This is a genomic window from Paenibacillus bovis (assembly GCF_001421015.2).
Lineage (GTDB): Bacteria > Bacillota > Bacilli > Paenibacillales > Paenibacillaceae > Saccharibacillus > Saccharibacillus bovis.
In genome coordinates, this window is sequence record NZ_CP013023.1 from 51,063 (window position 1) to 63,113 (window position 12,051).

11 protein-coding genes are annotated in these 12,051 nt (G+C 47.3%); 9 read left to right on the forward strand and 2 right to left on the reverse strand.

Annotation, left to right across the window (positions count from 1 at the left end):
• The first annotated feature begins 54 nt into the window (after positions 1 to 54).
• Positions 55 to 1,422, forward strand: coding sequence for a transcriptional regulator (locus AR543_RS00250; RefSeq protein WP_060530759.1), 1,368 nt, complete (start codon positions 55 to 57; stop codon positions 1,420 to 1,422).
• A gap of 280 nt (positions 1,423 to 1,702) precedes the next feature.
• Here AR543_RS00250 and AR543_RS00255 read toward each other — a convergent pair whose 3' ends face one another.
• Together AR543_RS00255 and AR543_RS00260 are read right to left on the reverse strand one after the other, a co-directional pair.
• Positions 1,703 to 2,095, reverse strand: coding sequence for a DUF4279 domain-containing protein (locus tag AR543_RS00255; RefSeq protein WP_060530762.1), 393 nt, complete (start codon positions 2,093 to 2,095; stop codon positions 1,703 to 1,705).
• Between the two features lie 167 nt (positions 2,096 to 2,262).
• Entirely contained in the window at positions 2,263 to 3,204 is a 942-nt protein-coding gene (locus tag AR543_RS00260; RefSeq protein ID WP_060536576.1) for an aldo/keto reductase family protein, read from the reverse strand.
• A 343-nt stretch (positions 3,205 to 3,547) separates the two neighbouring features.
• Between AR543_RS00260 and AR543_RS00265 the strand changes: the two genes are divergently transcribed.
• The 8 genes from AR543_RS00265 (at position 3,548) to AR543_RS00300 (ending at position 11,942) form a co-directional block, all read left to right on the forward strand.
• Positions 3,548 to 4,642 (forward strand): AI-2E family transporter, encoded by a 1,095-nt coding sequence (locus AR543_RS00265; RefSeq protein WP_060530764.1) that lies wholly within the window; start codon positions 3,548 to 3,550, stop codon positions 4,640 to 4,642.
• A gap of 410 nt (positions 4,643 to 5,052) precedes the next feature.
• Entirely contained in the window at positions 5,053 to 5,907 is an 855-nt protein-coding gene (locus tag AR543_RS00270; protein ID WP_060530766.1) for a manganese catalase, read from the forward strand.
• Between the two features lie 244 nt (positions 5,908 to 6,151).
• Positions 6,152 to 6,493, forward strand: a complete 342-nt coding sequence (locus AR543_RS00275) for a YtxH domain-containing protein (protein WP_060530767.1) — start codon at positions 6,152 to 6,154, stop codon at positions 6,491 to 6,493.
• 339 nt (positions 6,494 to 6,832) lie between these two features.
• Positions 6,833 to 7,771, forward strand: coding sequence for a phosphate ABC transporter substrate-binding protein (locus tag AR543_RS00280; protein ID WP_060530769.1), 939 nt, complete (start codon positions 6,833 to 6,835; stop codon positions 7,769 to 7,771).
• Between the two features lie 189 nt (positions 7,772 to 7,960).
• A complete protein-coding gene (gene pstC, locus AR543_RS00285; RefSeq protein ID WP_060530771.1) occupies positions 7,961 to 8,887 on the forward strand; it encodes a phosphate ABC transporter permease subunit PstC in 927 nt (308 codons plus the stop codon).
• Complete coding sequence (gene pstA / locus AR543_RS00290; RefSeq protein ID WP_060530773.1) at positions 8,884 to 9,813, forward strand: phosphate ABC transporter permease PstA; 930 nt, start codon at positions 8,884 to 8,886, stop codon at positions 9,811 to 9,813. The genes pstC and pstA overlap by 4 nt, the downstream gene beginning before the upstream one ends.
• A 70-nt stretch (positions 9,814 to 9,883) precedes the next feature.
• Entirely contained in the window at positions 9,884 to 10,639 is a 756-nt protein-coding gene (gene pstB / locus AR543_RS00295) for a phosphate ABC transporter ATP-binding protein PstB (RefSeq protein WP_145953872.1), read from the forward strand.
• Positions 10,640 to 10,976: 337 nt separating this feature from the next.
• The gene (locus AR543_RS00300) at positions 10,977 to 11,942 is read left to right on the forward strand and encodes a DUF418 domain-containing protein (protein ID WP_060530777.1); all 966 of its coding nucleotides are present in this window, start codon (positions 10,977 to 10,979) and stop codon (positions 11,940 to 11,942) included.
• Positions 11,943 to 12,051 lie beyond the last annotated feature (109 nt).

Here is a 12,051-nt window from a genome sequence, read left to right on the forward strand (position 1 = left end):
TTCCCTGTATACTGCTTAATCCAGCCATTTCATTTCATAAAGGAGGTGTGCCCTTTGGACCATCCACCGCTCATTCGGGACAGACTGGAACAACGTATTCAGCAAGAGGAAATTTCCATGAGCCGTTTTGCCAAGAAACATAATATTAATGTAGGGATCATTAGTTCCATCCTCAACGGTAACCGGGTGCTCAGTATCGAGCAGCTCGACAAGATCACCGAGATTTTGGAGCTGGAGAAGGGCGCGCTGTATGATCAGTACATTAATGAATATCTGAACGACGCTACACCGGACTGGCGGCGAATCAAGCCTTTTCTATACCGGTGTGTCGAGCTGGACAAGCTGGATTGTATCCAGAAGATCGTCAGCATGCTCGCCGGCAAGTCCCAGTATCCGGGGTTTCTGTTCGAGACGGCCGAGGACTTTTTCCGGGAAGATAAAAAGGACGCTGCCAGCATGCTGTATGAAAGCGTAGCCGAGAGCGAAAACAAGCAGCACTCCGAACGCCTCGCAATCTGCCATTACCGCCTGTTCATGGCGAGACAGGGAGATGACCAGGAGGAAAACTATCAGCTGGCGATCCGTTTTGAACCATTTGTGGAGCGATTGAATGAAGTGGAGCAGCTGGATGCCTATACCGATCTGGCGAACACGTATCGTTCACTGCGCAACTGGAAAAAGGTCGAGAAAATCGCCGAGATTCTGCTGGACAAAGCCAAAATGCTCTACGATTGTAAACAGGCTGGAGAACTGCCTACCGACCGCCAGCCGCAAAAGCCATGGTTCTTTTACATATCGTATGCGTATCTGCTGCGCGCTCATGCGAATGAGGAATACAAGGATTACGAGCAAGTCGCTCATTATCTGAAGCTGACTACCGAGCTGGACTGGGTGCAGGAAGAGGACGAAGATACTTTATTATGGAAAAATAGATTTGAAGAATGGGCGCGGGCCAACAGCTACGCGGCAAGACTGTATGCGGGTGAGCCGGATGTGCTGGAGGAATATGTGGAGTATGTAGAACAGCGACCGGAGGAACTGCTCGTGTTTCTGCTAAATGTGGTCACGGCAGCCAACCGGCACCGGCTGGACCTGAGTACCGTGCTGCCAAAGTTCAAGCACGGGATCGACGATCTGGAAGCGCAGACACTGGACGATGAGCTGTATACGCTGCAGCTGAATCTGGAGCGCTATGCCCGGCTGCTATATGAACTGGCGGTGTATTATTTGGAGCGTGGACAATATGGTCAGGGATTTGGGTATTTGCTGGAATGTATGGAGCAGGCACAGCGGTGGAATTACAATCTGCTGCTGCTGAAGTGTACAAATTTGTTCGAGCGGTTCCGAGGGAACGCGGAAAAGGATATCGTGGCAAAGTATGCTGAACTGTATCAGCATGCGCAGAGATTGCTGCATCTTTGAGATGAGTGTGACCAGTTGTGGAATGATGTCAGGTTTATCATGAATTGGATCGGATTCAAACTAATTTTAATAAAAAAACTTCCTTAAAAACCAATCTTAAAACCTTCAGATAAACTAATAAGTATGTTGGCTGCATTTTTATAGCAAAAAAGGACATGAATTTAAAAGTTATAAAACAAAGACCCTGAGGTTATTCACCCTGGGGTCTTTGTTATTGTATTAATATCAACAATTCAATTAGCAAATGGCTTATATTTATAACTTGCTTCTATGCCAGACTTTAATCGATATATAAATCGAAACCAACTTCTGCATTAATAGCAGCAATGAAAAGAATAATATCTTTTGTCAAAACAAGTTCGGGACCATTGCCTGCTTCCATTTCTACTACTACTGTAAATGAAGCTGTTAATTCATATTGTTCACAAAGTTCAATAATCAATCCTTCCTTTCCTTTCAACAAATTGATTAACTTTTCAAATTGCCAACAAACCGCTTTACATTCTTCTTTTTTTGTAGACAGTTTCCAAGATGTTAAAGCTGTTTGAGGAAGTGGATACTCTTCTTTTCTTTTAAATTTTGTGGGTTCGATCTGGAGAATCTCAGATACTTCATCAGCTTCAAATAAATCGCCTGTAAGCCAAAAATCTATCCTTATTTTTGATATACTCATATTTTGGCTCCTTTATTTTTAGTTTTCAATCCAATCTAACTTGAACCATGCTAGCTTTATTAAATTCTTCGAGTATCAATAGTGTTTCTCCATTGTAACCTTCATATTTAAACATAAAAAACACCCTTCTGTATTACACAGATACAGAAGGGCTTCTATTCATCATTTTATTTCTTCAACACTTCTTCAATCGCTGTCAGTACATCCTCACTCAATTTCACACCCGCTGCTCCCGCATTCTGCTGAATCTGTTCCGGACGGCTCGCGCCGACCAGGGCACTAGAGACGTTGTCCTGACGAAGAATCCATGCCAGCGCAAGATGGGTCAGTGATAATCCGGCTTCATCCGCGATACTTTGCAGCTGTTGCACCTGACCGAGGCGTTGTTCATCCAGCTTTTTCTCGTCCCAGCCTAGCTTGGCGGCACGGCTGTCGGAAGGGATCTGACCGCCCGAGGTGTATTTACCAGTCAGCAGACCCTGTGCCAGCGGCGAATACACAACCTGGCCGATGCCATATTTCTCACCGAGCGGAATGACTTCTTCTTCGATATAACGATCGAACATATTATAGATCGGCTGATTCACGACGATCCGGTCCAGCAGGTAACGGTCGGCTACACCGACAGCGGCCTGCATCTGGGCAGCTGTCCACTGGCTGACACCGACATACAGAATCTTGCCCTGACGCACCAGATCGTCCAGTGCACGCAGTGTCTCTTCGATCGGCGTCTCCGGGGAGAAGCGGTGGCAGTAATACAGATCGATATAATCATGACCCAGCCGCTTCAGGCTGGCATGGCATTGTTCCATAATATGCTTGCGGGATAATCCTTTATCATTGGGACCGTCACCCATATTGCCGAATACCTTGGTCGCCAGCACATAGGATTCGCGTGGATACGATTTCAGCGTCTCGCCGACGACTTTCTCGGCTTCTCCGCGTTCATACACATTAGCTGTATCAAAGAAATTAATGCCCAGATCGTACGCGGCACGGATTGAATTCACGGCATTCTCCCGTTCTACATATCCTCCATACGTCAGCCAGCTACCCAGGCTAATCTCACTTACTTTGAGTCCACTTCCACCCAGTCTGCGGTAATTCATCGTCATCGGTTACAGCCTCCTCATGGTATGTATCCTGTGCTCTGTCAGCCTTGCCGGCAAGCCGGATTATAACGGAATACCGAACCGAACAGGAGCATCTGGGTTCTATTATAGCGTTATAAGAATCCGCTTCCAAATATTTATTGTGAAAATAATCCATGTACAGATTATGCTAACTTGCTTGCCTCGGACGTATGAAATATGAAGCATAACGATTGAGTAGGCTATAATAGCGTTTATATACAGTTATCAGCTCTTTTAATAGCTAAGTTACTTGGACTGCCATACATAGAAGCAACTAAGCAGCTTAGAGTTGGACTATTCTCCGGGAGGAAACCTGCCTATGATACAAAATCGTTTTTTTCGTATTGGCGCGGGCATCGCGCTTGTACTGCTGATCATCTATCTCGGAACACTGGTTGATTTTATCTTTGTTCCTATCCGCTCTTTGATCAGCCTCACCATTGTACCTCTACTTATTACCGCTTTTATCTATTATCCGCTGCGCCCACTGGTTAACTGGCTGGAACGCAAGCGCAAGGTCAAGCGCTCCATGTCTATCCTGATGATCTATGTGGTGATTATTCTGGCACTGGTGATTTTCTCCATGATCGGTTGGCCGACCCTGCGTGATCAGGTGACCAGCTTTGTGCAGAATACGCCCCAGTTTACCAACAGCATTATTAAGCAGGTAGAGGCGCTGCAGCATAATTCCTTTATCCAGCAGTATTTGCCGGATCAGGGAACCAGCGATGATATGCTGTCCAAGCTCACCGAGTACCTGAATACGGTATTTACCTGGTTGTCGGATCATATTTCCAGTATGTTCTCCTTTGTATCCAATGTGGTACTGGTTATTGCCACTGTGCCTATCATGCTGTATTACCTGCTCAAGGACGACAAAAAGCTGTCCGAGCGTCTGGTACTGTTATTCCCGCAGAAGTTCCGTGAAGATGGCAAACTGATGCTGAGCGAGATTGATGATTCCCTCAGCAGCTTTATTGCCGGACGTGTTATCGTTAACTTTGCGCTATGTGTACTGCTGTATATCGGATTTTTGATTATCGATCTTCCCTATTCACTGCTGCTCGTATTCCTGGCGTTTTTCCTGAATTTCATCCCGTATATCGGAGCGATTCTGTCAGCTGTACCGGTAGCGATCGTCGGCTTTATTGAATCACCGATGATGGGGATCTGGTCGATTGTAATCGTAATCGTCGCCCAGTTGATTCAGAACAATCTGCTGGAGCCGATTATCTTTGGTAATCAGCTCGATATTCATCCATTTACGATCATCGTGCTTCTGCTGGTCGGTGGAGATATGGGTGGTATTCTCGGTATGCTGCTTGTTATTCCTATCTATATGGCAGTCAAGATTACGATTGTGCATATCTACCGTATGTATATCAAACAAAAGATCGGCAGTGATTTTCAGTAGCTAGTCTGTTGTTCATTCAAATTTTATTATTTTCTTCTGAACGTTCAGACAAGGTCATTATAATATGTGGCAGATCGGGGATATGCGAAGTATGCATACTCTGATCTGCTTTTCTTTTTTCGATAAATTCCAATATCACCCATTTAATTTGCTTGATAAATAACAATTTTGTCATTTTATTGGGAGGAACAAGGTTATATCCAATCCGAATTGGTTAATAGTTGTTTGCGATGGCCATCGTATTCTTCGGGACACTTTTCATATGGTTCTGCTGCTGTAGGGCAGCGGCTTCATCTACTGGATGAATCATATGCAAAGTGTGATTACTTAACTTGAAGTGAACATGTACAAAATTACGAATCCCTATGCATCCAGTCTATTTTCTTACACATTAAAGGAGGAGTTACATTATGTTCTTTCACATTAAAGAGTTACAGTATACAGCCAAGCCGGATAAGCCAGACCCGATTTATGCGAAAAAACTGCAGGAAGTACTCGGCGGACAATATGGTGAAATGTCCGTCATGATGCAGTACCTGTTCCAGGGATGGAATTCCCGTGCAGAGAGCAAGTACAAAGACATGCTGCTGGATATCGGTACCGAGGAAATCGGTCACGTCGAAATGCTGGCAACGATGATCGCCCAACTGCTCGACGATGCCCCACTGGATCAAGTAGAACAAATGGCCAAAGACCCTGCGATTGGCGCAGTCCTGGGTGGTATGAACCCTCAGCATGCGATTGTATCCAGTCTGGGTGCACTGCCATCCGATAGCGTAGGCTATCCATGGAATTCCCGTTATATCGTCGCAAGCGGCGATCTGCTGGCTGATTTCCGTGCCAATCTGAACGCCGAGTCCCAAGGCCGTCTGCAGGTTATCCGCCTGTATGAGCAAACAACAGATCCGGGTATCCGTGACATGCTGTCCTTTATGATTGCCCGCGATACGATGCACCAGAATCAATGGCTTGCAGCGATTGCCGAAATCGAAGCCAAACAGGGTATGATTACACCTGCTTCCTTCCCTCCGGAGTTGGAAAAACGTGAAGTGGTTCACCAATTCATGAACTTTTCCCAGGGCGAAGAAAGTGCAGCCGGACGCTGGGCAAGTGGTCCTGCAATGGATGGCACAGGCGATTTCGAATATGTGCAACAGCCAAAAGCCTATGGTCAGGCACCGATTCTGAAGCCGGCTCCGGACTTTATGCACTCCCGTGCTGATCAGGCGCCAAGTATCGTCAATGTAGGTACACTGAGCAAATAATGATCTGCCTTATAGCAGATTTGTAAATATGGCAATAGCCCTGCTGATTCCAGGCAGGGCTTTGTTATCCTCCATTATAAGTGGCTTCTGGATACAGCCGGAGGATGCCATGCAGCCAGGGATAAAGCTGCAGCTCCTATCTATGCAGGATAAAATAATTAACCCAGCTGCCACATAACTTGGGATAAATCCATGAATATGGGTAATAATAAACAAGCACTTCACTACGAAGGGAGTAATGAACATGAATACAGAGACAACAAAAACGCTAGCCATTGGTGCAGTAACAGGCGCGCTGGTAGGTGCAGGTGTAGCTGTTCTGGTCGCCCCGCAGCAAGGTGCAAAAGCACGTGCCAAATTGGCTGAGGTTACTGAGCTCGTTAAGGAAAAAGGTCCAATGATTAACGAAAAAGGTCATGAGATCGCCGAAAAAGGTCAGGAAGTAGTCGGCGTGATCAAGGAATCCCTGAGCACTGCCAAAGACTTCAAAACCGAAGCGCAATCGGCAGTAGGCGATGTAAAATCCGAAATCAAGGATTTCAAGCAATCCCATAACAGTACAGGCAGCGGCCCAACTACGATGTAATTAGTCTGATACTGGCTGCTGTCAGGCAGCACATAAACAGTATACATTTCTATGTAATGCCCCGATTCCGGTGTTCTTTTCCGGTGCCGGGGCATTTTTGCTGTGTGCGGAATCCTGCATGTTTTTTTATTCCTCCTAAAAGAACAGCTGGGATCTAATGTTCTTTCCGTTGCGATCCTTCTTTTTGCCCGCTTACATTTCTCAAACAATTTTGCGAAATTTTAATACAGAGTTTACAAAACTAAGACTTAACTCTAACACTGCGCCCCTAGAATAAGTCATGTAAGACAAAACACATAAAAGTATTGCGCCTTTAATTAGGGGGAGGAGACTTTACAAATGTTTAAAAAACTGCCAATCATGCTTCTTACGCTGACGATGGTCCTTGTGCTTGCGGCCTGCGGATCAAACGGCGGAACTACTACGGGATCGGGTGCCGGTACAGATACTGGCAGCACAGGAGGAGAAAATTCTTCCGAGCTTAGCGGTTCTATTCTGGCTGTAGGTTCAACAGCATTGCAACCACTGGTTGATCAAGTCGCTCAAAAGTTTATGGCAGATTCCAAATATGCTAACGTGTCCGTTCAAGTACAGGGCGGCGGTAGCGGTACGGGTCTGACTCAGGTATCCGAAGGTCAAGCCAATATCGGTAACTCCGACGTATTTGCAGAAGAAAAGCTGGACGCTGACAAAGCGGCTGAGCTGGTCGATCATCAAGTAGCGGTAGTAGCTATGGCAGCTGTTGCCAACAAAGGCGCTAACGTAAAAGATCTGAAAAAACAACAGCTGGTGGATATCTTCACTGGTAAAGTAACCAACTGGAAAGAAGTTGGCGGCGCGGATCAAAAGATCGTCGTTATCAACCGTCCAAGCAGCTCCGGTACTCGTGCTACTTTTGAGAAGTACGCACTGGGCCAAAAAACAGAAGATCCAGCAGGTTCGATCCAACAGGATTCTTCCGGTACAGTTAAAAAACTGATCGCTGAAACTCCAGGCGCTATCGGTTACCTGGCACTGTCTTACCTGGATGACAGTGTAACTGCACTGAGCTATGACGGCGTAGAGCCTAAAGTAGAGAACGTGGAAGCTGGTAAATACCCAATCTGGGCTTACGAGCACATGTACACCAAAGGTGAGCCGGATGCTTCTACCAAAGCGTTCCTGGATTACATGCTGAGCGAAGACGTTCAACAAAGCGATGTAACAGAACTGGGTTATATCCCAATGTCCGGTATGCAGGTACAACGTGATGCAGAAGGTAAAGTTAGCCAGAAATAAGCATTGAATCGAATATAACAGATGAAAAGATGCAGCTGCTGGCACGATCGCCATGGCTCGAAGAGGCGGGGGCCCCGCCTCTCTTTTCACGTTTTTATACAGAACGACGATCTATCACCATTCTCCCTTGAATTGTTGAGATAACGGCACGTCATTTATTCAAAGCATGAAGAAAAGAGGTTATTACTTATGGAGCATTCCAAAGTTACTCCACGGGAAGCACAGCGTCGCAGGCTGCCGCTTGAGAAGCACCGTCTGGAAGACTGGATCGGCAAAATTTACACATCTGTCTGTGTTGTTTTTCTGATCGCGGTCATCGTATCCATTGTTTATTTTGTTACTTCCAAAGGCGTGGCTACCTTTGCGGTGAACGGTGTCAGCCTGACCGAATTCTTCTTCGGTACCCACTGGGCTCCGGATGCGGCCGAGCCTTCGTTTGGCGCTCTGCCGGCAATTACAGGTTCCTTTCTGGTTACCCTGCTGGCTGCACTGATCGCCAGTCCGCTTAGTATCGCAGCAGCGTTGTTCATGACAGAGATCGTACCTACCTTCGGCAAGCGCATCCTGCAGCCGGCGATTGAGCTGCTGTCGGGTATTCCTTCGGTTGTCTACGGATTTATCGGTCTGACTCTGATTGTACCTTTCCTGCGCGATCATGTAGGCGGACAGGGTATCGGCGTTGGAGCCGGTGCGCTGGTGCTGTCCATCATGATCCTGCCGACGATTACGAGCGTAGCTGCAGACGCCCTGGCTTCCCTGCCACGCGGTCTGCGTGAAGCTTCGTATGCACTTGGCGCTACACGCTGGCAGACGATTTACCGTGTGGTACTGCCTACCGTTTTGCCGGCACTGCTGACCGGTATCGTACTCGGTATGGCCCGCGCCTTCGGTGAAGCACTGGCCGTACAGATGGTTATCGGTAATGCCCCTTATATTCCAACGTCCCTGCTGGAATCTGCTTCCACGCTGACCAGTGTTATTACACTCGGCATGGGGAATACAGCGATGGGTTCTATTCAGAATAATGCATTGTGGAGTATGGCACTTGTACTGATGCTGATGACATTCGTGTTCATCCTCATCATCCGCCTGCTCGAAAGGAGAAACCGGATATGACAACCAAAACCGTAAACACCAAAGCCAGAACACGGGCCAGAAATGCAGATAAGATAGCTACGGTTATTATTGTCGCTCTTGCTCTCTCTATTGTTGTCATTTTGCTTGGCCTGCTCGGCTTTATCCTGTTCCGCGGTCTGGGACATATCAACTGGGACTTCCTGACGTCCAAGCCGCAAACGATTCGTGAAGGCGGCGGGATCGGGCCTCCACTGTTCAACTCCCTGTACCTGCTCGTGCTGACCATGATTATCACGATTCCGCTTGGCCTCGGTGGCGGAATCTATATGTCCGAATATGCCAAACCCGGCAAAATCACCGCCTTTATCCGGTTGGTTGTAGAGGTACTGTCCTCTTTCCCGTCTATCGTTATCGGTCTGTTCGGTTTGCTCGTATTTGTTAATACGATGGGTATGGGATTCTCTCTGCTGGCAGGTGCGCTGGCACTGACGATCTTCAACCTGCCGCTGATGGTACGGATTACAGAACAGGCATTCAGCTCTGTACCCCGTGAGCAAAAAGAAGCCGGTCTGGCTCTCGGATTATCCAAATGGAAAATTATCACGTCCATTATGCTGCCTGTAGCGATTCCTTCGCTCGTCACCGGTACGATTCTGGCAGCAGGCCGTGTATTCGGCGAAGCAGCAGCCCTACTGTTCACGTCCGGTATGACGACACCTCCGCTGAACTTCTCGGACTGGAATCCGCTGCATCCGCGTTCACCACTGAACCCGCTGCGTCCAGCCGAGACACTGGCTACCCATATCTGGAAAGTCAACAGTGAAGGTCTGGCACCGGATGCGATACAGATTGCTGCCGGCGCTTCCGCTGTGCTGGTGATCATGGTATTGATCTTCAATCTGCTCGCACGTTGGGGCGGTCGCACACTGTATCGTTATATGACTGCTTCCAAACGCATGAACTAATGTTCCATGATCATTATGGGACAGATCCTTTCTGTCCCTATGGCAGTCTACTCAAGGAGGATTTTATACTATGGCAATGCCTTTCAGTACGGAAGATCTAAGTGTCTATTATGGTGAGTATCAGGCCATCAAAAATATAAGTCTCGGATTCCCTGCCAAAACAGTTACCGCACTAATCGGTCCATCGGGCTGCGGGAAATCCACATTCCTGCGCTCGCTCAACCGGATGAATGATGAGATTGCCGGCGCACGCAGTACCGGTCATATCTGGATGGATGGCATTGATCTCGCTTCTCCTTCCACCGATGTTATCAAACTGCGTCAGCGGATCGGTATGGTATGGCAGCGTCCGAATCCATTTTACAAATCCATTTATGAAAATATTGCGTTTGGTCCTCGCTATTACGGAATCAAAAGCCGCCAAAAGCTCGATGAAATCGTCGAAACCAGCCTGCGCCGCGCTGCACTGTGGGATGAAGTCAAAGACCGTCTGAAAGAGTCAGCGCTGTCCTTGTCCGGCGGTCAGCAGCAGCGTCTATGTATCGCTCGCGCCCTGTCGGTCAATCCGCAGATCCTGCTGCTGGATGAGCCGGCTTCCGCACTCGATCCGGTATCCACCGGTAAAGTGGAAGAACTCATTTCCGAACTCAAAAGCGACCTGCGTATCGTTATTGTCACACATAATATGCAGCAGGCGGCACGGGTATCTGATTACACCGCCTACTTCTACCTCGGTAATCTGGTGGAACACGGGGAGACGAACAAAATTTTCACCAATCCCGAGAAAAACTCTACACAGGAATACATTATGGGACGCTTCGGATGAAGCGTCTTTTTTTGTATGGCAGCTTTGTGCGGTGGCTTATTTGACTGTTGATTATCGTGCGTGGATCAGGCCAGGCCTGGACAAAAGTTGAACAGACCGCCGGATTGGGCTTTTTAACATACATAGATCAGAATGTTTTACTCCTTTATTTATCCAGTAGATCCTACCTTTCTTCTCTGTAAGCTTTTCGTAAGGTAAATCGATAGTACCGTCCGGACGGTTCTTTTATGCTGAATATAAGGAGAGACTGTACATGGTGAAGAGAAAGGAAATATATTTGCTCTTCGATCGGTCTTTCCTATAGCTACTACATATTCACATATAAGGAGGCGTTATTTTGAAACGCTTGGTTAACCTGGATATTCTGCGCGGATTCGCATTGTGTGGAATTATCCTGATCAATATTATGCAGTTGGTACATTACAATATGGACTGGACCCCACTCGATAAGGGAATTTTGCAATTCTTGCATTTTGCTGTGGAGCAGCGTTTTTATGTTATTTTTGCATTTCTATTCGGGGTAGGTTTTCATATTTTTATTAGCCGGGCCGAGGCACGTGGCGACCGTCCGCGTCTCCGCTTTACTCGCAGATTAATTATTTTACTCGTGATTGGTATGATTCATCATTATTTTCAGCCTGGAGAGGCGCTGCTGGTATACGCGATACTCGGATTTTTTCTGATTCCTTTTTACCGGGTCAAGCCGTGGGTGAGTCTGCTGATAGCGCTGTTCATTATCGGTATAAGTGTGGGCTGGTTGGGTATCGCCCAGCTGGAGACACTGGGCATGTTTTTCCTGGGGAAATGGGCCGGCCAGATCAGGTTATTCGCCGAGCCAGAACGCTATCGCAAAGGACTCCGAATTACACAAATTGCAGCACTCGTGCTAATCTGGCCGCTGCATCTGTCAGGTAACTGGATTCTGGACCAATTCGGATTGGTCGATATCTCCTCTATGTTAAGCGGACTGCCGGTGAGTGTATTCTATGTAACAACACTGATCCTGCTGCTGCGTCAACCGCGTATTGAGCGTCTGTTGACACCACTCGGCAATCTTGGACGTATGGCATTGACCAACTATGTATCACAGACAGCTGTGATTCTGCTACTGTCTCATCTGCTGCATTGGCCGTCTCAGGTACATATTACTGTACTGATGATTGCTGCTCTATTTATTCTGATCATTCAGATGATTCTCAGCAGCTGGTGGCTAAGTCGCTTCACTATGGGACCGATCGAATATATATGGCGCCTTGGTACGTATGGACAGAAGCCGCAGCGCTCGTCAATATCATCCTCCTGAAATATTAAAATGTAAAAGGGCAGCTTCCACTGAGGAAAGCCGCCCTTTTAATTATTTGCTGCTTGCTGCTTGCTGCTTAATTGTGCATTCCGAGCCATCTTATTGCCTA

Coding starts and splice junctions, on each gene's coding strand:
- AR543_RS00255 (WP_060530762.1), bottom strand. CDS start 2,095: ATGAGTATATCAAAAATAAGGATAGATTTTTGGCTTACAGGCGATTTA.
- AR543_RS00260 (WP_060536576.1), bottom strand. CDS start 3,204: ATGAATTACCGCAGACTGGGTGGAAGTGGACTCAAAGTAAGTGAGATT.
- AR543_RS00265 (WP_060530764.1), top strand. CDS start 3,548: ATGATACAAAATCGTTTTTTTCGTATTGGCGCGGGCATCGCGCTTGTA.
- AR543_RS00270 (WP_060530766.1), top strand. CDS start 5,053: ATGTTCTTTCACATTAAAGAGTTACAGTATACAGCCAAGCCGGATAAG.
- AR543_RS00275 (WP_060530767.1), top strand. CDS start 6,152: ATGAATACAGAGACAACAAAAACGCTAGCCATTGGTGCAGTAACAGGC.
- AR543_RS00280 (WP_060530769.1), top strand. CDS start 6,833: ATGTTTAAAAAACTGCCAATCATGCTTCTTACGCTGACGATGGTCCTT.
- pstC (WP_060530771.1), top strand. CDS start 7,961: ATGGAGCATTCCAAAGTTACTCCACGGGAAGCACAGCGTCGCAGGCTG.
- pstA (WP_060530773.1), top strand. CDS start 8,884: ATGACAACCAAAACCGTAAACACCAAAGCCAGAACACGGGCCAGAAAT.
- pstB (WP_145953872.1), top strand. CDS start 9,884: ATGGCAATGCCTTTCAGTACGGAAGATCTAAGTGTCTATTATGGTGAG.